The 22,848-nt window shown below is 36.3% G+C and carries 24 protein-coding genes; all 24 read left to right on the top strand.

The features are described from left to right. The first annotated feature begins 1 nt into the window (after position 1). The 24 genes from fliI (at position 2) to BN6559_RS02315 (ending at position 22,833) form a co-directional block, all read left to right on the top strand. Entirely contained in the window at positions 2-1,315 is a 1,314-nt protein-coding gene (gene fliI / locus BN6559_RS02430; protein WP_110953272.1) for a flagellar protein export ATPase FliI, read from the top strand. Between the two features lie 32 nt (positions 1,316-1,347). Continuing rightward, on the top strand, positions 1,348-1,794 hold the full coding sequence (fliJ, locus tag BN6559_RS02425; protein WP_110953271.1) for a flagellar export protein FliJ: 447 nt from the start codon (positions 1,348-1,350) through the stop codon (positions 1,792-1,794). A 6-nt stretch (positions 1,795-1,800) separates the two neighbouring features. Then, positions 1,801-2,373 (top strand): lytic transglycosylase domain-containing protein, encoded by a 573-nt coding sequence (locus tag BN6559_RS02420; RefSeq protein WP_199883692.1) that lies wholly within the window; start codon positions 1,801-1,803, stop codon positions 2,371-2,373. 32 nt (positions 2,374-2,405) lie between these two features. Then, on the top strand, positions 2,406-3,110 hold the full coding sequence (locus BN6559_RS02415) for a MotE family protein (RefSeq protein WP_110953270.1): 705 nt from the start codon (positions 2,406-2,408) through the stop codon (positions 3,108-3,110). A 46-nt stretch (positions 3,111-3,156) separates the two neighbouring features. After that, positions 3,157-4,572, top strand: coding sequence for a flagellar hook-length control protein FliK (locus BN6559_RS02410; protein ID WP_110953269.1), 1,416 nt, complete (start codon positions 3,157-3,159; stop codon positions 4,570-4,572). A gap of 12 nt (positions 4,573-4,584) precedes the next feature. Further along, positions 4,585-5,202, top strand: coding sequence for a flagellar hook capping FlgD N-terminal domain-containing protein (locus BN6559_RS02405; protein WP_110953268.1), 618 nt, complete (start codon positions 4,585-4,587; stop codon positions 5,200-5,202). A 41-nt stretch (positions 5,203-5,243) separates the two neighbouring features. After that, a complete protein-coding gene (locus BN6559_RS02400) occupies positions 5,244-5,636 on the top strand; it encodes a TIGR02530 family flagellar biosynthesis protein (RefSeq protein ID WP_110953267.1) in 393 nt (130 codons plus the stop codon). 76 nt (positions 5,637-5,712) lie between these two features. Further along, the gene (locus BN6559_RS02395; RefSeq protein ID WP_110953266.1) at positions 5,713-7,638 is read left to right on the top strand and encodes a flagellar hook protein FlgE; all 1,926 of its coding nucleotides are present in this window, start codon (positions 5,713-5,715) and stop codon (positions 7,636-7,638) included. 62 nt (positions 7,639-7,700) lie between these two features. Continuing rightward, positions 7,701-7,907, top strand: a complete 207-nt coding sequence (locus BN6559_RS02390; protein ID WP_110953265.1) for a flagellar FlbD family protein — start codon at positions 7,701-7,703, stop codon at positions 7,905-7,907. Positions 7,908-8,066: 159 nt separating this feature from the next. Next, a complete protein-coding gene (locus BN6559_RS02385) occupies positions 8,067-8,504 on the top strand; it encodes a flagellar basal body-associated FliL family protein (RefSeq protein WP_456060948.1) in 438 nt (145 codons plus the stop codon). Between the two features lie 47 nt (positions 8,505-8,551). Next, a complete protein-coding gene (fliM, locus tag BN6559_RS02380) occupies positions 8,552-9,553 on the top strand; it encodes a flagellar motor switch protein FliM (protein WP_110953263.1) in 1,002 nt (333 codons plus the stop codon). Beyond that, a complete protein-coding gene (gene fliY, locus BN6559_RS02375) occupies positions 9,546-10,733 on the top strand; it encodes a flagellar motor switch phosphatase FliY (RefSeq protein WP_110953262.1) in 1,188 nt (395 codons plus the stop codon). Before fliM ends, fliY begins: the two co-directional genes overlap by 8 nt. A gap of 82 nt (positions 10,734-10,815) precedes the next feature. Continuing rightward, complete coding sequence (locus tag BN6559_RS02370) at positions 10,816-11,178, top strand: response regulator (protein ID WP_110953261.1); 363 nt, start codon at positions 10,816-10,818, stop codon at positions 11,176-11,178. A gap of 2 nt (positions 11,179-11,180) precedes the next feature. Beyond that, on the top strand, positions 11,181-11,747 hold the full coding sequence (gene fliO / locus BN6559_RS02365; RefSeq protein ID WP_110953260.1) for a flagellar biosynthetic protein FliO: 567 nt from the start codon (positions 11,181-11,183) through the stop codon (positions 11,745-11,747). Between the two features lie 40 nt (positions 11,748-11,787). Beyond that, positions 11,788-12,522, top strand: coding sequence for a flagellar type III secretion system pore protein FliP (gene fliP, locus BN6559_RS02360; protein WP_456060947.1), 735 nt, complete (start codon positions 11,788-11,790; stop codon positions 12,520-12,522). Between the two features lie 11 nt (positions 12,523-12,533). Further along, a complete protein-coding gene (gene fliQ, locus BN6559_RS02355) occupies positions 12,534-12,803 on the top strand; it encodes a flagellar biosynthesis protein FliQ (protein ID WP_110953258.1) in 270 nt (89 codons plus the stop codon). Between the two features lie 18 nt (positions 12,804-12,821). Beyond that, on the top strand, positions 12,822-13,604 hold the full coding sequence (gene fliR / locus BN6559_RS02350; protein WP_110953257.1) for a flagellar biosynthetic protein FliR: 783 nt from the start codon (positions 12,822-12,824) through the stop codon (positions 13,602-13,604). Continuing rightward, positions 13,558-14,706 carry a flagellar biosynthesis protein FlhB gene (flhB, locus tag BN6559_RS02345; protein WP_110953256.1) on the top strand — a complete coding sequence of 383 codons (1,149 nt, stop codon included), beginning with the start codon at positions 13,558-13,560 and terminating at the stop codon, positions 14,704-14,706. The genes fliR and flhB overlap by 47 nt, the downstream gene beginning before the upstream one ends. A 30-nt stretch (positions 14,707-14,736) precedes the next feature. Then, positions 14,737-16,800, top strand: coding sequence for a flagellar biosynthesis protein FlhA (gene flhA / locus BN6559_RS02340; protein WP_110953255.1), 2,064 nt, complete (start codon positions 14,737-14,739; stop codon positions 16,798-16,800). After that, the gene (gene flhF, locus BN6559_RS02335) at positions 16,801-18,078 is read left to right on the top strand and encodes a flagellar biosynthesis protein FlhF (RefSeq protein ID WP_110953254.1); all 1,278 of its coding nucleotides are present in this window, start codon (positions 16,801-16,803) and stop codon (positions 18,076-18,078) included. A gap of 5 nt (positions 18,079-18,083) precedes the next feature. Next, complete coding sequence (locus tag BN6559_RS02330) at positions 18,084-18,998, top strand: MinD/ParA family protein (protein ID WP_199883690.1); 915 nt, start codon at positions 18,084-18,086, stop codon at positions 18,996-18,998. Between the two features lie 31 nt (positions 18,999-19,029). Next, the gene (locus BN6559_RS02325) at positions 19,030-19,698 is read left to right on the top strand and encodes a flagellar brake protein (protein WP_110953253.1); all 669 of its coding nucleotides are present in this window, start codon (positions 19,030-19,032) and stop codon (positions 19,696-19,698) included. 17 nt (positions 19,699-19,715) lie between these two features. Further along, positions 19,716-20,789, top strand: coding sequence for a protein-glutamate methylesterase/protein-glutamine glutaminase (locus BN6559_RS02320; RefSeq protein ID WP_110953252.1), 1,074 nt, complete (start codon positions 19,716-19,718; stop codon positions 20,787-20,789). Between the two features lies 1 nt (position 20,790). Further along, positions 20,791-22,833, top strand: a complete 2,043-nt coding sequence (locus BN6559_RS02315; protein WP_110953251.1) for a chemotaxis protein CheA — start codon at positions 20,791-20,793, stop codon at positions 22,831-22,833. The last annotated feature ends 15 nt before the right edge of the window (positions 22,834-22,848 follow it).

Below are 22,848 nucleotides of genomic sequence, written 5' to 3'. Positions count from 1 at the left end.
GATGGATATTGATATTAGTAAATATATGAATGCGATAAACTCCTGCGAGCCAATTAAAATGAATGGAAAGATTACACAGGTCATTGGCTTAGTTATCGAATCGCAGGGGCCTAATGTCAGTCTTGGGGAGCTATGTTATGTCTGTTCCAGATTAAAACAGGTCGAACAGATTCCTGCTGAAGTTGTTGGTTTCCGTCAAGGGCGCGTGCTACTTATGCCAATTGGTGAAATGCAGGGCATTGGACCGGGGTGTGAGGTAATATCGGCACAAAAAACACTAAAAGTAGGCGTCGGCAGGAATTTATTGGGTCGAGTATTGGATGGATTGGGTAATCCAATGGATGGTAAGGGTCCTTTGAATACAGAACAAGAGTATCCATTGAATGCGATTCCCCCACATCCGCTTTCCAGACCTCGGATACATGAAGTTTTACCGGTTGGCGTGAGAGCGATTGATGGCGCGATTACAATGGGGTGCGGTCAACGTATCGGCATCATGGCTGGTAGTGGTGTTGGAAAAAGTACATTGCTTGGGATGATTGCGCGCAACACGGAAGCTGATATTAGTGTAATTGCATTGATTGGTGAACGTGGCCGTGAGGTTAGAGAATTTATTGAACGTGATTTAGGCGAAGAGGGCTTAAAACGGTCTGTTGTTATTGTAGCTACATCGGATCAACCAGCACTTGTGAGAATTAAAGGTGCCATGACGGCAACCGCAATCGCCGAATATTTTCGAGATCAAGGTATGAATGTCGTATTAATGATGGACTCAGTAACACGTTTTGCTATGGCACAACGCGAAGTTGGTTTAACTGTAGGTGAACCTCCCGCGACTCGTGGATATACGCCGTCTGTTTTTGCAATGCTGCCAAGACTATTGGAGAGAGCTGGTACAAATGATATTGGTTCTATTACAGGAATTTACACTGTACTTGTAGATGGGGATGATATGAATGAACCAATTGCCGATGCGGTTAGAAGTATCTTGGATGGTCATATTGTTCTTTCGAGGTCGATCGCAGCTCAAAACCATTATCCCGCGATTGATCTTTTAAATAGCGTAAGTCGAGTAATGCTTGAAATTGTAGAAAAGACGCATTATGATGCAGCGCAAAAAATGCGATCTTTAATGGCAGTCTATCGTGAAGCAGAAGACCTCATTAATATTGGTGCGTATGTCAAGGGATCAAATGCAAATATTGACAGAGCGATTGTGCAGATTGAAGCAATCAAAAGTTTTCTGCAACAAGGTGTATATGAAGTTGATACTTTTGATGATACAGTAAAACGATTGCTTGGATTATCTTCTTGAAATTTATCAATAGATTAGGGAGAATGCTTTAATTGAAAAAGTTTAAATTTCGGTTAAATGCGGTACTTAAAGTTGAACAAATAAAAAAAGAGCAAGCAGAAATTGAGTTCGCGAAGGCAGCAAAATTTTTGCTGGATCAAAAGAACAAGTTAGTTGATTATGAAAATGAACTCTTACATGGGATGCAAGAATATTATAAGATGTCGAATCAAAAAATTACAGTTGATACATTGACAAGCTATAGCGGTTATTTTGATCGGATGCGTCTTCAAATTGAAAATCAAAAACAATGTATTGTGGAAGCTGAATTGGCGAAGAAAGAAAAACTTAAAATTTTGCAACTGGCAATGAGTAAATTAAAAACAGTTGAACAATTACGTGATAAAAGTTTTGAAAAATTTCAACGAGAGCAGTTACTTGATGAACAAAAAGAACTTGATGAAATTGGATTGCAAATATACACACGGATGGCAAGGTGAATGTAAATGATGGAAGGAATTAATCAGGTTTTACAAAGGATTCATACGATTGAAGATAAATTTTCTCCTAAGAATTTTAATAATTATAAATTTCAAGCTTATGTTGATCAGGCGATGAAACAAAAAAATGGAGAAATTAATTCAAAAGCAAAAACAGGCAATGCAGCAACAATGGCAAATAAGTCTGTTGCTTCGAATACTGCTTCAGCAGATATTGCATCTTTAATTGATCAAGCAGCGCATAAATATGGTGTAGATCCTAGTCTTGTAAACGCTGTTGCTAAAACGGAATCAAATTATACGGCAGATGCTGTTTCAGATGCTGGAGCAGTTGGTATCATGCAGCTTATGCCTGCGACAGCGGATTCACTTGGTGTTAAAAATATTTACGATCCGCGTGACAATATTGAAGGCGGTGTAAAATATATTAAGCAGCTGTTAAATACTTTCGATGGAGATGTATCAAAAGCTGTAGCCGCTTATAATGCAGGACCACAAGCAGTAAAAAACTATAATGGGATTCCACCATATGCTGAAACTCAAAACTATGTAAGAAAAGTTCTTGATCTATATAGCTGATTTGGAAAGTATCCTAGAAGGTAGGTAGTGAGATGGCGGCAAACAAAGCAAAAAGTGAAGAATCAACAAAAAAAATAGAAGAGCTTGAAAATGAATTTGAAGATGATGAGGAATTTGAAGAAGAAGAAAAACAGTCTCTATTTCTTCGAATAACTAAGATTCTGGTTGCTTTTTTTGTAATTTTAGCTTTGATCATTGGTGGCTTTTTCTTGGGTGTTTATTTGAGGGTTTTTGATGTAAGCCAAGTCAATGAAAAACTTGGGCTATATAATTATCCGATTATCGGACAATATTTTGAAAAACCGCTGAATGCTAAGTCAGAAACCCAAGAGACAAATAATTCAGATAAACCTGGTGAGCCAATTATTATTCCGGATTCAAAGAATAAAGATGGAAGTAATCCTGATGATCCTTTGAAATTAACAGAAGAGGAAAAGAAACCAGATGCCTCTAAGCCCTTAGTTTTAGATAAAGCGGAAATTGATAAACAACTTAAAATAAGACAAGCAGAGGAAAAAAAACGGATATCTAAACTTGCACGTTTATATGGCGCGATGAAACCTGAAGAAGCAGTACCAATTTTAGAAAGCTTAGATGATGATATGATCATTAGTATTCTGGGTAAGATGGATGAATCCCAAGTGTCTAAATTATTGCCAAAGTTTGATGCTTCGCGCAGCGCAAGGTTAACTCGTTTGATGTATAATGGGAAGCCTGCAGTAAACCAAGTTAGATGAAACTTGATTTTAATATATTAGTTTGCCGTGAAAGGAGGTGATAAATATGGACATGATGATGAATTTTGCAAACGTGGCGCCTGAAACAAATCGTGTATTACAAGAAACAACGACTAAGACTGCTTCTACGCAAAATGCGAAGCAAAAGAATGATCAAAAAGGCGAAAAAAAGTTCACTGATATTTTTGCTGATGCTAGAACAAAAAAAGATCAGATTGTGGAAAATTCAGAGGATGGTTCAAATGATTTAAAGCAATCTATGCATTTGCAGCAAGCAGCCTTTTTATTAACCGTGGCTTCGATACCAGAAATCCAAACAACCAAACCAGCAGTACAAGATGAAAATCTAAATGGTGCACTTGGAACGCAAGCAAGTAATATTAATTTTGCTGACGTGATAAAAAGCCAAACACAAAGCACTTCTAATGTTGAAGTAACAAGCATCGATACTATGTTAACTTCAGTGAACGCAGACACTGATCCTTTAAATGTATTGATGAAATCTTCTGGAGACGCAGTTGAGCCTAATTTGGCAACAGAATTTTTGCAGCCTACAAATCGTGATGCAACTGCAAATAATGTGGCAGAAGTTTTTGCAAATCAAGCAGAAGCTTTGAAGTCGATAGAAGAAGGCAGTCGTGATCTTGTAGTAAAAACAGTTGTTGAGCAACCTGTTTTGGCTGAGTTGCAAACGGTAAATCAACAAATGAGAAGACTTTTGCCTGATGCAACAGGTGAAAAACAAGTAGATAAGGGGCTTTCTGATGACTCTTTAGAAGAAATAGTTAATCCGTTAACGATCAGCAAAGAAAACACTTCTGAGTTAAAAGTTGATTCTGTACGTACCATTGATGCAGTGACGAATATAAGTAGTGCAACAGAGGAACAAGCTGGAATGTTTGATATGACAGGTAAAAATGCGGAACAAATGAATACAAATTCTTTTGGACAAATTTTGACTATGACAACGAATCAAACCAATCACAGCGCAGAAACGCCTGCTACCGCAAATTCTGCACCGCAAGTGCCTGCATCTGAAATTCATGGGCAGATCGTTGAACAAGCACGCTTGATCAAAGGGACTGAAGACACGCAAATGGTAATTAAGTTAAAGCCGGAACATCTAGGGGAATTAACCTTAAAAGTTACCGTAGAGAATGGTGTTGTAAGTGCTTCTTTCCATAGTGATAATACGCAAGTAAGAAATATTTTAGAAACAACTTTAGTGCAGTTAAAGCAAGAACTGACGAACCAAGGGCTTAAAGTAGATACGGTTGGTGTTTATGGTGGACTTGGCGAATTTTTCTCTGATAGCAGGCAAAGTCAACCGGGACAGCAAGGACAGAACAATCGCTTTAAAAATCGTAAAATAGATTTGGCCAATTTTGAGGATGAAGTTGATAAAGTAAATGAAGTTTCCTTAGTGAATAAAGCTGAGGAAGGAATCGATTATAAAATATAAGGAGGGGTTCTTATGTCAGATAGTACAGTTTTAAATACGAAAAATGGAACAGCAGTTTCTAATTTAGCGACTACTACTACTGCAACTACTGCCAATAATGAATTAGGCAAAGAACAATTTTTGAAGTTGTTGGTTACACAGATGCAATATCAAGATCCTTTGGATCCACAAGATAATAGTGAATATGTTGCTCAATTGGCGCAATTCTCTGCACTTGAACAAATGACGAATTTGAATACAGCAATGAGTTCGGTTCAAGCAAATTCTGTAGTAGGTAAAGGCATTATTTGGACAGATGCGAAAAATAATACGTATACTGGGGTTGTAAGCTCCGTAAAATATGCAAATGGTGAAGCAAAGTTAATGGTAGGAAACACAGAAGTTGACTTGTCGCAAGTTTCTTATATAGGTGCTGATGCTACCAACAATATTGTGTCAGAGCAAATTCAATATTTGAATCGATTGCAAGCAAGTGGGCTTATAGGTAAAAAAGTTACTTGGAAAGATTCTGACAATGTATCTCAATCAGGTACAGTGACTTCTGTTAAAATTGTGGATGGAGAAACAAAATTAATGGTAGGAAATACGGAAGTATCGATGTCAAGTTTGACTAACATTGAAGTAGCTTAGTTTTTTATAATGAAATCTGTTTCTTTTAAGGAGGTAGAGTCGTGGCTGATAATGTTATTTATTATCAAACACAGCCATTATTACCGCTTGATAACCGTACAAAACCAACAAATTTGTCTGCGGTCACCAAAAGAAATGAAGGAAAGGATAGTTTTTCTAAGCTATTAGATCAAGAAATTTCTGGAGTGAAATTTTCTCAACATGCATTAGATCGCATGAAATTTCGTAATTTGCAATTTAGTAGTCATGATTTAATGAAATTAAATGATGCTGTAGAGAAAATTGCGCAAAAAGGGGCGAAAGAGTCCTTAGTTTATATGCGTGATGTAGCTTTAGTTGTTAGTGTGACCAACAAAACGGTTATTACAGCCATGGATGGAAAAAGTGCAAAAGATACTATATTTACAAATATTGATAGTGCAGTTATTTTATAAGCTGGACCTTAACAGGGAGCTTAGCGTTATTGAATGATCGATATGACGCACTGCATAATTGAGGAGGTTGATTTTTATGATGCGTTCATTATTTTCCGGCGTGTCCGGGTTGAAAAACCATCAAACACGTATGGATGTGATTGGTGACAATATCGCCAATGTAAATACAACAGGATTTAAGGGAAGTCGGGCAACTTTTCAGGACATTTTAAGCCAAACGATCACAGGAGCATCATCACCACAAGGTAATTTAGGTGGAACAAATGCCAAACAAATAGGGCTAGGTGTTGGACTCGCTAGCATTGATGCAAATATGACAGATGGTAGTGTTCAATCTACAGGTTACAATACAGATCTTTGCCTTTCTGGATCAGGATTTTTTATGGTAGCAAATGGAGGAAATACATTCTATACACGTGATGGTTCTTTCCGCTTTGATGAAAATGGTAACTATGTAAATAGTGGCGGCTTGAAGGTACAAGGTTGGATGGCCGATGAAACAGGTACGATTAATAGTAATGCTGGAGTTACAGATATTCTTGTACCGGTAGGTCAAACTATGGCAGCAAAGGCAACTACTGAAGTAAAATATAGTAAAAACTTGTCTGCTGATGCTAGCAATGGCACCACGATTACAGCAGGATTGACGAAAAAAGAAACAATTAAAAATTTAGGTTTAGCGTCAGGAACCGCAGACTATACGGCTGTAGATGGATTAGCATCAGGTAGCACAATAACTCTCAGCGATGGAACAACTAAAGTCTCGTACGATGGAACAAACTATACGACGACTGTTGTGAATACGAAAGATACTGCAACAACTGGTTTGACAAAAGCTAATGTGTTGGAAAATTTGGGAATTGCAACAGGGAGCGCAGATGAAGCTATAATTAATAACTTGGATACACTAACGAAGAGTATAACTTTGAGTAACGGTGCAACAGTTGCTTATGATGCAGCTAGTGGGAAATATACAGTAACAACACCTAACTTGACTAATGCAAATGTTATGAGTAAATTAGGCTTGAGCTCTGGAACTGATTTTGATAATATCAACAATTTGACTCCAGGAGATCCTTCAATTACACTTTCTGATGGGTCTGTAATAGAATATCTTGCTGGTGGTACATATACTTTAACTCAGTCTAATTTAACTCAGTCACAGGTAATGAGTAATTTAGGCCTGAGTGCAGGATCTTCAGATTATAAACTTGTCGATGGAATGGATACGATAACTCTTAGTGATGGAATGACTCAAGTTTCTTATGATGGAATAGGTAAAACTTATACGACGATAGCCAAAGCAGATACAGCAGTAAAGGTAGTTGCTTCTGTTGCGGCGTATGATAGTCAAGGTGTGAAACATACGATTACAGGTACGTTTACTAAGTCAAAAAACAATAATGAATGGACTTTTTCACCAGGAACAGCAACAGATACTGGTTGTACAATCAGTGGTGGTACGGGAACAATAACTTTTGATGAGAATGGTAAATATCTTTCTTCCACAGTTTCTGCATTGACGTTTAAGCCAAGTGACGCGGGCTTAGGTGGGGCAACAACAACGTTAACTTTAGATTTCTCATCTTTGACGCAATATGAGGGTGATAGTGCCATTGCCGTTGATAAAGATGGGAATACTGCGGGAAGTTTGGAGAGCGTAAGTCTAGATAGTTCTGGTACAATTGTTGGTAGTTTCAGTAATGGTTTAAAGAAAAACTTAGCACAAGTTGCTTTGGCTACTTTCAATAATCCAGCGGGGTTAACGAAATCGGGTACAAGTTTATATAGTGTCTCCAATAACTCTGGTGATCCTCAAATTAGTTCAGCAGGTACTGGCGGCGCAGGTACATTGACTCCATCAAGTTTAGAGATGTCAAATGTAAATTTATCAGAACAATTTAGTGATATGATTATTACCCAACGTGGTTTCCAATCCAATTCGAAGATTATTACTGTTTCTGATGAAATGCTAGAAACATTGGTAAACTTAAAACGTTAAAGAATAAATAATTGGGGGAAAGTGAATTTCCCCCTTTTCTAAAATACAGGAGGAGTATACATATGATTAAGTTAACAAAATTCAATTCAGGTGAACAGGGCGAATTTATTTTAAATGCCGAAATAATTGAAACAATTGAGCAAACTCCTGACACTGTAGTTACGTTGACCAATGGGAAAAAAATTATTATAGAAGAAAAAATGGAAGAAGTCGTTAGACGTGTCATGACATATAAACGTGCTTTATATAGTGGCAATAATTTCCGTTGATAATCTTGAATATCCAATGGAATTAGCTTGTAGTTTAGGCTGGTGACATTTTTATTTATATTGAATGATTATGAATGTAATGTGGACAGCATTTGAATGTCCTTTATTGTATGGAGGTGGATGATATTGGCTGAAGAAGGAACTAAGAAAAAAAGTCCAATGTTGATGATTGTAGGTTTGATTGTGGTGGGGTTAATTCTGGCAGGTGGGATGTCCTATTTTATCGCTACGAAAGTGATGACCGACTCTGTTGGGAAAGTTCCATCCAGGGATCCAGGGATTTTTGTAAAGCTTGGTGATCCTAAAGAAGGCGTAATCGTGAATGTTGGTGGCGTGAAAAGCGGACGTTATTTGAAAGTTGGCGTTGTTTTGGAGTTAGATCCAGAGAAAGCTGGCAGCAAAGATGGAAAGATCACACCGGCAGTAGAAACGAAAATCTTAGATTCTGTACTGCAATTACTTAGAGCACAAAAAATAGAAAATTTTGATCCTAGTAAGCAGGAGGAATTAAAGGTACAAATCAAAGATGAAGTAAATAAAATTCTTGGTGAAAACACTGTATATCAAGTATATATTACGAATTTTGTTTTGCAATAATATTTTTATATGGTTTAATAGTATAGGGTATGAAAGGAGGAGGAATATTGTCAGGGGATGTCTTATCGCAGTCAGAAATTGACCAATTATTATCAGCGTTGTCTACAGGTGTTGTTTCAGCTGAGGAAATGAAAGTTGAAGAAAAACAGAAAAAAATCAAGATCTATGATTTTAAACGCCCTGATAAATTTTCAAAGGATCAGATTCGTACATTGTACATGCTGCATGAAAATTTTGCCCGACTTTTAAATACCTATTTATCAACACATCTTAGGACGATGATCAATGTAGATGTTGCATCGGTTGAACAGTTAACTTATGAAGAGTTTGTTCGTTCACTATCAAATCCGAGTGTTATAGGGATTTTGGATATGGATCCATTAAAAGGAAATGTAATATTTGAAATGAATCCGAATATTACGTTTGCGATTATTGATCGATTATTTGGTGGTGCTGGTGAGGCTTTAAGTAAAATTAGGGCATTGACAGATATCGAAGAAGTTGTTGTACGCAAAATTATGAATAAGGCTTTGGAAAATTTTAAAGAAGCTTGGCAAAATGTTGTGCAAATAACACCACATTTGGAGGCCATTGAAACAAATCCGCAATTTACGCAAATTGTACCTCCAAATGATATGGTTGTAATCATTACACTTCAAGTGAAAATTGGTGAAGTGGAAGGTCTAATGAATATTTGTATTCCGTATTTAGTTCTAGAGCCGGTTATGGCTAAATTGACGACTACATTTTGGGTTGCTTCATCTGTTATGAAAGAAGATAATCCGGAACAGATTGAAATATTGCAACGGAAGATTAGAAGGACGTATGTTCCGATGTCGGTTGAGTTAGGCAATGTTGAGGTTAGTGTACATGAATTTTTAAACTTGATGGTTGGGGATGTATTACAGTTGGAAACAAAAGTTGGCGAGGAATTAAACCTAATTGTAGGTACGAGGCCTAAATTTTTCTGTAGGCCTGGTGTTTCAGGTAAAAATGTAGCTGTCCAGATATCTAGGGTAAATACAGAAGGGGATGATAACGATGAATGATGGTTTTCTTTCGCAAGATGAAATAAATGCTTTGCTTGAAGGCAACACTGAAGGAGGTTCGCAGGAAACTGCAACAACAGAAAATTCAAGTAACGCAGACGATGTGATAAATGAAATGGAACGAGATGCACTTGGAGAGATCGGTAACATCTCTATGGGAAGTGCTGCTACTACTTTATCAGTTCTTCTTGGACGTCGCGTTGATATTACAACTCCTCGTGTTTCCGTTGATACTCTAGGTTCGATTAAAGACCACTATCCGTTGCCGTATTTATTAGTGGAGGTTGGTTATACAATCGGAATTGATGGCAATAATATTTTGGCGATTCGGGAACAAGATTCTTTGATTATTGCTGATTTGATGATGGGTGGAGATGGTACGAATCCGCCAACAGAATTAAATGAGCTTTATATGAGTGCTGTGGGTGAAGCAATGAACCAGATGATGGGGTCGGTATCGACTTCATTGTCAACAATGTTTAATAAAAAAATTGATATTTCACCACCAAATGTAAAGTTAGTGGATCTAGCATCAGCCGAACCAGTAAGTGAGTTAGTAGCGAATGATGAGCCGATCGTTAGAGTTGCATTTCGAATGGAAGTAGAAGGTTTAATTGACAGTGAAATTATGCAGATATTACCGATAAAGATAGCAAAAGATATGGTAGAAAGCTTAATGACACCGCCTGCAAGTGAAACTTCTGAAGTCGCAACTACTTCACCAGCATCTGTGTCAGTGCAAGAGCCTGTGGCAGCAGTCGCACAAGCTCCTCAGCAAGTTGCCGCTACAGCAGCGCCAATGCAGCAACAAACCATGTATGCAGCAGGTCCTGCTCCGCAAGCAGCACGTGTTGCTCCGGGCGTACCGGTACAACCAGTACAATTTGCACCATTAACTGCGAATGGTACACCTATATCGGATGCTAATCTTGGTTTAATTATGGATGTGCCACTTCAAGTTACTGTAGAATTGGGAAGAACGAAAAAACTGATCAAAGATATTTTGGATCTGGCAGCTGGTTCTATTATTGAGTTAGATAAACTGGCTGGTGAGCCCGTAGATATTTTAGTAAATGGAAAGCTTTTAGCAAAAGGCGAAGTTGTTGTTATTGATGAAAATTTTGGCGTGAGAATAACTGATATTATCAGTCCTATGGAAAGAGCTAGAAATATTCAGTAATTTATATTAATATATTAAATAGAGTATTTAACTATCCTAGTTTAACAAGTGAAAATAATTTATGTTTAAGGAGAGATGTTTCATGGCAATAAGAGTTTTAATTGTTGATGATGCAGCATTCATGAGAATGATGGTAAAAGATATTTTAAGTAAAAATGGTTATGAGATTGTTGGAGAAGCAGAGAATGGGTTAAAAGCTTTGGAGAAGTTCCAAGAATTAAAACCTGATTTGACTACAATGGATATTACAATGCCAGAAATGGATGGAATTAGCGCAGTAAAGGAGATCAAAAAAATTGATCCAAATGCAAAAGTGATTATGTGTAGCGCGATGGGACAGCAGGCGATGGTTATTGAAGCAATTCAAGCTGGTGCTAGAGACTTTATTGTAAAACCATTCCAACCTGATCGTGTTTTGGAAGCGGTACGTAAAGCTGTAGGATAATCATGCAGATAAGAAAATATTTATTGATAGGCAGTTTGTCGATATTATTTTTTCTATGCGCAGAGCCTGTATCATTGGTACAGGCTGCGCAAGAAGCAACAAATCAAGCAGGTGGTTATCTTTCTGCTTATCAAGATAGTACAACCGTAGCGGAGCCAACGAAATCCTCTTGGCTTTCTACGTTTGCATATCTTATTAGTTTACTTATGGTGTTTACTTTTGTTATTGGACTTGCTTATTTTGCTTCTCGATTTTTAGGTAAGAAATTTGGCAGTGTAAATTTAAGTAAGTCGGCAAAAGTATTAGAAAGTTTACCACTGGGGAACAATCGAGCTTTATATGTTATCGAAATAGCAGGCGAAGTTTTATTAATTGGTGTAACAGATCATAATATTACGTTATTAAATAAAATTACAGATGAATTAGAGATAGGAAAGCTTCGTAGTCAGGAGAGTATTGGTTTTTCTAATGAAAATTTTAATACCATGTTTGAAAGGCAGTTAGTATCTTTAGAACAGATGGCACGCAAATTTCCTAATATTTTAAATAACAACAAAGATCGTAAATAGAGAAGAGGTAGAGTAGGTGTTTAAACAACAAAATGTTGTTTTGCTAGTGGGAGTGCTATGTGTATTATTTTTTCTGCCGGCTGGCGTTTCTGCAGCACCACTAATTCCAAATGTAAATATTGGAATTAATGGCGCAGATAATCCGCAGGATGTAGCACTTAGTTTACAAGTTTTAGGAGTACTGACTGTCTTATCACTTGCGCCATCCATATTAATCATGACTACATCTTTTGTACGAATCATGGTTGTTTTATCTTTTTTGCGTAATGCATTAGGAACGCAGAATATGCCGCCCAACCAAGTAGTTGTTGCATTAGCTTTATTTTTAACTTTTTTCATTATGTCACCATACCTTACATTAGCGAATAATAATGGATTGCAACCATATTTGGCGGGTCAGATTACGCAGGAGAAGGCGATCACGGAGGTCGTGAATCCCATTCGTGAATTTATGTTTAAGCAAACGCGTGAATCAGATTTGGCTTTATTTGTAAATTTGTCTCAGGCACCAAGGCCAGAATCACAAACGGACGTATCAACCTTTACTTTGATACCAGCGTTTATCATTAGTGAATTAAAAACCGCCTTTCAAATCGGATTTATGATCTATATTCCGTTTATTGTGATTGATATGATTGTTGCAAGTACGTTGATGTCTATGGGTATGATGATGCTTCCACCGACGATGATATCATTGCCTTTTAAAATTTTATTGTTTGTTATGGTGGATGGCTGGCATTTGTTAATTCAATCGTTGATCAGTACATTTAAATAGGAGCTGGTATTTTGTCTAGTGATGTAGTAATACAATTGGGTCAAGAAGCTCTAATGATGGTTATGCTTGTGTCGGCCCCAATGCTAGGATTGGGTTTGTTAGTCGGAGTTTTAGTTAGTATTTTTCAAGCAACTACGCAGATTCAAGAGCAAACATTGGCCTTTATTCCAAAGATCATTGCAGTATTTGTTTCGATTTTGATTTTTGGACCTTGGATGCTCAGATTATTAACTGATTATGTTAGAAATTTATTTATGGGATTACCTGGTTTTATTGGTTAGTAAGGTGGATATATTAAATTGGATATATTAAATGTATTAGAGAATCAATTGGGCCTTTTTTTATTGGTATTGACACGGATTAGCGGGATTTTTATTATTTCTCCTTTTTTAGGTAGTGCAAATATTCCGGGTGTGATTAGAATTAGTGCTTCAGTTGCAATTTCATTTGTATTGTTTCCACTGGTCAGCTTACAGAATGGAATGGTGATTCCAGAAACATTAATTGGGTATATTATTGTTATTTGTACAGAACTTTTTATTGGATGGATGATTGGATTTATTGCTTCCTTGGTTTTTCATGGTATACGTATGGCTGGGCAGATCTTGGACATGCAAGTTGGCTTTGCGATGGTAAATGTATTAGATCCAACGACTGGACAGCAAATTCCTTTGATTGGAAGTTTTAAATATAATTTAGCAATTATTATTTTTCTAGTTACGAATAGTCATCATTTATTACTGACAGGATTATTTGATAGTTTTCAGTTGGTTCCCATTTTAAGTAATCCTTTCGCTCCAAGTATCACGAAATTAGTAATAGATATGGTTGCTGCTACATTTACGATTGCAATAAAGATTAGTTTACCTGTATTAGTTGCAATTATTTTGACAGATGTAGCGCTAGGCATTCTTGCAAGAACGATGCCGCAAATGAATATTTTTGTTGTTGGTATTCCTGCAAAAATTTTTATTGGATTATTTGTTTTAGCTTTTGCATTACCTTTTTACATCTTGTTTTTGGATGTGGCTTTTAATGAAATGTATGGAAATATTTATATTATATTACGGGCGATGGGATAAATCTCAAAGTCAAGATAAAGCAAATCGGTATTTTGATTTTGACTTGCAGCTATTTAATGGCGAAAAAACAGAAGAAGCAACACCGAAAAAGAAAGCGGACGCAAAGAAAAAAGGACAAGTTGGTAAAAGTCAAGAGATAAATTCTACATTTATTTTATTGATGGCGTTTTTTTCACTTAAAATTTTAGGCAGCTATATTTACGACCAAATAGCATATTATATGATTTTTGTTTTCTCTAATATACCTGAGAATATTACGACAGAAGTTGTGATGAATATCTTTTTTGATGTTGTTATTTTATTAATGAAAACTGCGTTGCCAATTATGTTATCAATTTTAGTCGTTTCGTTAATTGTGAATTTATTTCAAGTTGGAATTAATTTTACCTTTGAACCAATTATGCCAAGTTTGAGTAAGTTGAATCCTATTTCCGGTATGCAACGTATGTTTTCAAAACGTTCGTTAGTTGAATTACTGAAATCTATTTTTAAGATTTTAATTATTGGTTATTTTATTGTTGGATTTTTAAAAAAAGAAATTGTGCATTTGCCTAAATTGGTCTACGTAGATATTTATGAAGCTTTACGTATGGTTTCTACTATGTTGTTTAGCTTAGCTTTTCAGATATGCGAAGTTTTGCTGGTGCTTGCAGTTTTGGATTATTTATACCAAAAATGGCAGCACAATGAAAGTATTAAAATGAGTAAACAAGACATTAAAGATGAAGCAAAGCAGTCGGAGGGAAATCCACAGCTTAAGGCTAAGATTAAGCAAAAGCAAAGAGCAATTGCGATGCAGCGGATGATGCAAGAAGTGCCAAAAGCAGATGTTATTATTACAAATCCAACACATTTTGCGGTTGCTTTAAAGTATGAAAAAGGTATGATGGCACCAGTGATTGTTGCAAAAGGGCAAGATTTGATTGCACAAAGAATCAAATCCATTGCAAAAGAAGCTAAGGTTGCCATTGTTGAAAATAAACCACTTGCACGGGCTTTGTATGCGACTACAGAAGTTGGTGACGTGGTCCCACATGAATTATATAAGTCTGTTGCGGAAGTGCTGGCCTATGTTTATAGGCTTAAAAAGAAATTGTCATAATAAACAATATGTAATAAGGGGCGAAAAATTTTGTCTACGCAAACATCTTCTACTGGTTTTATAAAAAAGTATAGCGATATTATCATAGCTGTTGCAATTATAACAATTGTTATTATGATGATTATTCCATTGCCTACCTTATTATTAGACCTATTATTATGTGTAAATATTACATTATCATTAGTCATTGTTATGGTAGCGATTTATAATACAGAACCGCTAGAGTTCTCGGTTTTCCCGTCCTTGTTGTTAATTACCACTTTATTTCGTTTGGCTTTGAATGTATCCTCTACACGGTTAATTTTGTTACAAGGTTATGCGGGAGAAGTCATCATGTCTTTTGGTAACTTCGTTGTTGGTGGTAACGCGGTTGTTGGTTTTATTGTGTTCGTTATTTTAATTATTATTCAATTTATTGTTATTACAAAAGGATCGGAACGTGTTGCTGAGGTTGCAGCACGTTTTACTTTGGACGCGATGCCCGGAAAACAGATGAGTATAGATGCGGATCTGAATTCTGGTGCAATTTCTGATGCTGAAGCTCGGAAAAGACGTATGAAAATACAAAATGAAGCCGATTTCTATGGCGCAATGGATGGTGCGAGTAAGTTTGTAAAGGGAGATGCGATTGCTGCAATTATCATCATCATTATAAACATTTTAGGTGGATTTGTGATTGGCATGGTGCAGCGTAATTTGGATGTCGCCCATGCTTTATCCACGTATACGTTGTTGACAGTTGGTGAAGGTTTAGTAAATCAAATCCCGGCATTGTTAGTTTCGACTGCAACCGGTATTGTGGTAACGAGAGCTGCATCAGATAATAATTTAGGCCAAGACTTGACTACACAACTATTTAATAATCCGCGGGTATTTTTTATTGCATCGGGTGTTTTATGTGCACTTGCGATGGTTCCTGGTTTGCCGGGGCTTCCTTTTACGGTATTGGCAGCAATTACATTTATGATTGCCTATAATTTAAGAAAAAATGCCAATGCATCTGTTGAAAATAGCATGGAGCAACAAGAAGAGAAGGAAAAAGAAGAAATTAGAAAACCTGAAAATATTATTTCATTATTACAAGTCGATCCAATGGAACTTGAAATTGGCTATAGTTTGATTCCTTTGGTGGATAAAGGGCAGGGCGGAGATTTATTAGAACGTATCGTTATGATACGTCGGCAATGTGCACTAGAGATGGGGCTTGTTGTTCCAACAATACGTATTCGTGATAATATACAAATAAAACCCAATGCCTATAGTGTAAAGTTAAAAGGAATTGAGATCGCAAAAGGCGAATTATTATTAGATCATTATTTAGCGATGAATTCAGGAACCGTGCTTGAAGAAATTACAGGGATTGATACAATAGAGCCTGCTTTTGGTTTACCTGCACTTTGGATTCCAGAAGCAGAAAGAGAACAAGCCGAGTTAAATGGTTATACAGTTGTTGATGCAGTATCGGTATTAGCTACACATATCACAGAAGTCATTAAGGCACATGCTTCGGAGATTTTGGGACGTCAAGAGACGCAAAATTTAGTAGATAGTATCAAGCAAAATAATGCATCTGTTGTGGAGGAATTGATTCCGGATTTAATGTCGATTGGTGATGTTCAGAAAGTATTAGCTAATTTATTGAGAGAACGAATTTCGATTCGTGATATGGTTACAATTTTAGAAGTTTTAGCTGACTATGCTAAGATGACTAAGGATACGGAAATATTGACTGAATATGTACGACATGCATTATCTAGGCAAATAACAAAGCAAAACGTGCAAAATAATATTCTGCCAGTTGTTACTTTAGATCCTGCTGCAGAAAACATTATATCTTCAGCTGTACAGCGGAATGATCGTGGTTCCTATGTGAGCTTAGAGCCGAATCATATGCAGTTGTTACTTCATAGCATAAATGAGGAATTGCCTAAGTTAACGAATCTTGGATATCAGCCAATTGTGCTTACAAGTCCAGCCGTTCGCCTTTATTTTCGCAAACTCATTGAACGTTCAGTTCCTGGACTTGTTGTATTATCGCATGCAGAAATTCAGCCTGATGTTGAAATTCAAGTTTTAGGGGTGGTGAAAATATAAATGAAGATCAAAGTATTTACAGCTAGTTCTATGCAAGAAGCAATGGGACAAGTTAAAAGTGAACTTGGTATTGATGCAGTGATTTTACATACACGACGATTTCACAAAGGCGGAATTTTCGGCTATATGGGAAAAGAGATGATTGAAGTAACTGCTGCAGTAGAAGATAAACCACAAATGCCTGTAGTTCCTAAATCGTCTCCTGTTATACCAGAGGTTATACTTCCTAAAAATATAGTAAAGCAATATACAAATGCTGGTAGCCAACAACTACCAGCTAATCCTATATTATCTGATAACGATATTACAAACGTTAAAGAAGAAGCAGCAGATGTAAGTATAGAAACGACGAATTTCGTAGAGAATCTTGAACGCAATAGTAAAGAAAAAACACTTGAAAATGATATAACATCTAAAGACGATAAAATCGTGCAGTTGCAGCAAGAGTTAGATCATATGAAAAAAATGTTAGAACAAGTTATTAGTTCTGTACCTCAAAATAAAGTTGAAACGATGTCTTTATTTGATGCTCTAACCGAAAACGAAGTGGATGGTAAAATTGCTGAAGAGATTGTAACAAATATTCTTGATGAAGCTGTGTTAAATAATAAAGATATGCCGGAAACGGCAGATTTTTTGGCCGATTATTTTGAACAGGCAATGAGGCCTGCTCTGGGTATTGAAATTCATGAAGATAGAACTAAAATAGTTGCTTTAATTGGTGCGACGGGTGTGGGGAAAACTACGACAATAGCTAAAATAGCGGCAAATTTTGTTTTGGATAAAGCTTGTAGTGTGGCGCTTATTACAGCGGATACTTATCGGATTTCGGCAGTTGAACAGTTGAAAACGTATTCTGATATTATAGGGATACCGCTTGAGATTGTATATTCACCTGATGAATTAAAGGTTGCTATTGACAAGCATCGTGATAAACAATTAGTTCTGATTGATACCGCTGGACGAAGTCAGCATAATGATTTCCAATTAGAGGAATTGAAATGTTTATTAGAAGTAAATGCAGATATTGAAAAACATTTGGTATTAAGTGCAACAACGAAATATAAAGATGCTGTAGATATTCTTAGAAAGTTTTCTGTTTGCGAACCTGATAAAGTTTTATTTACGAAGGTCGATGAAACAAGTACAGTTGGGGCTATTATAAATCTAGTTTATCAGTATCCAATCACACTTTCTTATATTACAAATGGGCAAAGTGTACCGGATGATATTGTTTTAGCGGATTCAAAAGAGTTGGCGAAGTTATTGTTGAGGTAAAAAGTATGATGGAGATTGATCAAGCAGAAAGTTTAAGAAAGTTAGTCAATGGGAAGCAATCTGTCATTAAAAAACAACAATTTATCGAATTTGATCATTCTAATAGGAATCTTGAACATAAAGCGCGAATAATAGCAGTTAGTAGTGGCAAGGGTGGTGTTGGCAAGACTAATATTACTGTTAATTTAGCAATTGCATTATCTATGCAAGGAACAAGAGTGTTAATTATTGATGCTGATTTAGGAATGGCGAATGTTGATGTTGTTTTGGGGACTTCTTCAAAACATAATTTACTTAAGTTGTTACAAGATGATATAAATTTAGAAGATGTTCTTGTGGATGGACCTTGTGGGGTCAAATATCTATCTGGAGGATCTGGAATTGAGCAATTGGCGAATTTGGGATATAGTGCATTTGACAAATTGATGCGAAAATTAAATCGCTGTGAAGATATTGCTGATATTATTTTGTTAGATACAGGGGCTGGAATTGGTAATAATGTTCTAAATTTTTTGAAGGCTGCCGATGAGGTTATTTTAGTGACGACACCAGAACCCACGGCGATGACAGATGTTTATGCGATTATGAAGGCTTATTCAAATTGTACAAATCATGCTAAGATAAAGCTTATTGTAAATCGTGTGTATGAGACAGGAGAAGCGACCTTAGTTGTCTCTAAATTAAGTAAAACTGCTTTAAAATTTTTAAATTTAACAGTCATATATTTCGGAGAAATTTATGAAGATCGGAATTTGATCCGTGCTGTTAAAGCACAGGTGCCTTTGATTTTAATGTATCCAAATACAGTTTCTGCAAAATGCATTAAACATATCGCGAAAAATCTTACAAATGGGGAAGTTTCAGCAAAGGCAAAAGGGTTAAAGGGATTTGTGAATAAATTTATGTCTTTTTTAAGATGATACTAATTTTCTGTGTTGGGAGTGTTTGTGAATGGTGGATAGACAAAAATTTTTGCCTAGTGGAATTTTAGAAATTGGGCAGTGTGTGGAAGTAAGTGTTACTACCGATACAGAAAATCATAAATATACCAGTAGAATTGAAGAGTATGATTCCCAAAATTTAATTTTAGCAATGCCCATGGTAAAAGGATATCCGATTATTCCTATGTTCGGCAGTGATGTTTGCGTTAGATTTGTAAAAAATCAAACGTCTTATCGATTTACTTCTGTTTATATTGATAAAAAAGCCGGAGCTGTTCCTGTCTGGATTATAAAGATGCCGGAGGACATAGAAAAAGTTCAACTTAGAGAATTTGTTAGAGTTGATGCTCTTCTGCCTTTAAAGGTACAACTTGAAGATGAGAAACATAATTTGTTACCGCCAATTTCTTGCTATATTAAAGATGTTAGTGGTGGTGGTGTTCAGTTGGTTATGAAACAGATTGTTCAACCAGGACAAAAAATTTATATAGATGCTCAATTTCCGGAAGTTGGGAACTTGCAAACTTATTGTGAAGTTGTCAGAGCCATAGAAGTAAATAAATCTGATAAGATTTTTTGGATAGGTACCAAATTTGTAGACTTGTCAGAGGCGATAAGAACAAAGCTAATTCGTTTTATTTTTAAACGCCAAAGGGAATTGCTCCAGAAACAACGTTGATATGTGGGGTGATAAATATGATAAAAATTATAATTGCCGATGATTCCGTTTTTATGAGAAAGTTATTATCTGATTTATTTTCACAGGAGCCAGATTTTGTTGTGCTAGACACTGCGAGTAATGGAAAAGAGGCAATTGATAAAATAAAAAAATTAAAACCTGACTTAGTTACGATGGATATTCATATGCCTGTTATGGATGGTTTGACTACGTTAGAGTATTTGATGAAGGATTATAAGATTCCTGTTGTAATGATTAGTAGTTTAACAAAGGCTGGCGCCGATGCGACAATTAAAGCATTATCGCTAGGAGCGGTGGATTTTATAGAGAAAGTATCAGGTCCTCTTCCTAGTATTGATAAGATTAAGGATGAAATTCTATTAAAATGCCGTGCAGCAGTGAATGCAAACCTTGTTAAACCATTTGCTGGAACGAAGTTGGTTTCAAATCTTATAAAATCCGATCATAAAGCAATGATGGTAAGTTATAATAATGAAAAATTAATTGCGATTGGGACATCTACTGGTGGGCCAAAAGCACTTCAACAAATTATCACGCAATTGCCGCTTGATTTGCCTTGTGGGGTGGTAATTGTGCAACATATGCCTGCTGGCTTTACGAAATCTTTGGCGGATCGCTTAAATACGCTATCCAAATTAGATGTTAAGGAAGCTGAAAATAATGATATAATAAAAGCAGGTAAAGTATTTATTGCTCCGGGAAACTATCACATGACAATTGAAAGTCAGGGTGAGGCTCGAGTAATAAAACTCAATCAAAATCCGCCGATTGCAAGCCATCGACCAGCCGTAGATGTATTATTTGAGTCTGTTGCTAAATTTGGTAATAAGGTTATAGCAGTAGTACTTACTGGTATGGGGAGTGATGGAGCAAAAGGAATGCAATACATAAAACGATCAGGCGGTTATTCAATTGCTGAAGATAAGAGTACAGCAGTTGTTTACGGGATGCCCAAAGCTGTGGCAGAGCTAGGTTTAGTTGACAAGATTTTACCGGTGGATGCAATTGCAGCAGAGTTAGTTCAGTTAGTAAAAAATAGTAAGATACACAAAACAATTGGGGGAATTTAGAATGGACACAAACCAGTATATGGGAATGTTTTTAGAAGAGTCTCGTGAACATTTGCAAACGCTGAATAGCTGTCTGCTTGAGTTGGAGCATAACCCTGAAGATCCATCTGTACTCAATGAAATTTTTCGTAGTGCACACACAATTAAGGGAATGTCAGCTACTATGGGATTTACTGAAATAGCTGAGTTAACTCATGAGATGGAAAATGTTCTCGATTTGCTTAGGAAAAATCAATTAAAGGCGAATGATGATATTGTTAATACAATTTTTAAATGTGTTGACACATTAGAACAAATGGTAGAAAGTGTTGAAAGTGAAACGGAGCACGGAATTGATGTTTCTGCACTCGTAAAAAAACTTGTTTCTATCGCTAAAGGTGAATCAATTCCACAAATGAGTCAAAGCGGATCTACAAAGGAAACAAGTAGTGTTGCGGTGAAATCTTCAACAGAATTTAATGATACTGAAATTGCTGTGATTAATAAAGCAAAAGCTTCGGGGTTACAGCCACTTGAAATTAAAATTAAATTAAGTGAAACTTGTCTGTTGAAGTCAGCTAGAGCGTATATTATTATGAATGCTTTAGAAGAGATTGGTGAAGTGATTAAAACTGTTCCGCCGACAGAAGATTTAGAACAAGAGAATTTTGACAACAGTTTCGATATAATTTTTATTACTAGTAATGAGAATTCTAAAGTTCAAGAGGTCTTATTGGCAGTATCAGAAGTTGAAAGTGTAGAGATTAATAGTATTCAAATTTCTGGTGAGGTAGCATCCAAACAGGATAATATAGGTACTTCTACGGTGCCTGTTTCTAAAGCAAATGCAGAATCGGTACCTGCTGTTGCAAAGCCTAAAACGGCAACTGCTGGAATTGAGAAAAAATTAAAGAGTGGACAATCAGTACGTGTTGATATTGAAAAATTAGATTCATTATTAAACTTAGTTGGAGAACTGGTAATCAACAAGACACGTTTAGAGCAAATTGGAATTACGCATCGTTTGACAGAGCTTGTGGAAACGATAGAGCAAATGGACCGAGTAACTACGGATTTACAATCGGTTGTAATGAAGGTGAGAATGGTTCCTGTTGGACAAGTATTTAATCGTTTTCCAAGAATGGTACGTGATTTATCTCGTGAATTAAATAAAGAGATTAATTTAACGATTGAAGGGGAAGAAACTGAATTAGATAGGACTGTAATTGATGAGATTGGAGATCCGTTGGTACATTTAATTCGGAATTCAATTGATCATGGTGTTGAGCATCCTGATGAACGTATTGCGAAAGGCAAGGATCCAACTGGGGAAGTAGGGTTAATTGCTCGACATGAAGGCAATAACGTTATCATTATGGTAGAAGATGATGGTAAAGGGATTGATCCTAACAAGATTAAAAGCAAAGCTGTTGAAAAGGGGCTTATCAGTCAAGATGATGCAGATAAGATGGATGATAGCGATGCGGTACGATTAGTATTTTTACCTGGATTTTCAACCGCTGAAGTTGTTACCGATGTATCTGGTAGAGGCGTTGGAATGGACGTTGTAAAAAATAAAATTGAGTCACTTGGTGGATTAATTGATGTTGAAACTAAAATCGATGAAGGCAGTAAATTTAAAATTCGGTTACCTTTAACTTTAGCTATTATTCAAGCGTTGTTGGTGAAGGTTCACGAAGAGATTTATGCAATTCCTTTGGGGAATATCGACAGTACAATTAATATTACAATGGATGATATTAAAACAATTCAGAATAAAGAAGTGATTTTACTGCGTGGTCAAATCATTCCAATTATTCGTTTGGCAGATGTATTGAACGTTCCTGAATGTGAAGAAACAGAAAGCAATGACTTATTTGTTGTTGTTGTACATATGGGAGATCAAAAAGCGGGAATTATTGTAGATAATTTGATTGGGCAACAAGAGATCGTAATCAAAACATTAGGTAACTTATTAACTGGGATTAAGGTGATTGCGGGTGCTACGATCTTAGGAAATGGTCAAGTTGCGTTAATCTTAGATGTTGGAACGCTGATGCAATAAGTGAGGGGGGATTAC

The organism is Massilibacillus massiliensis (genome assembly GCF_900086705.1).
GTDB lineage: Bacteria > Bacillota > Negativicutes > FLKF01 > FLKF01 > Massilibacillus > Massilibacillus massiliensis.
This window is presented reverse-complemented; position numbering and strand designations above follow the sequence as displayed.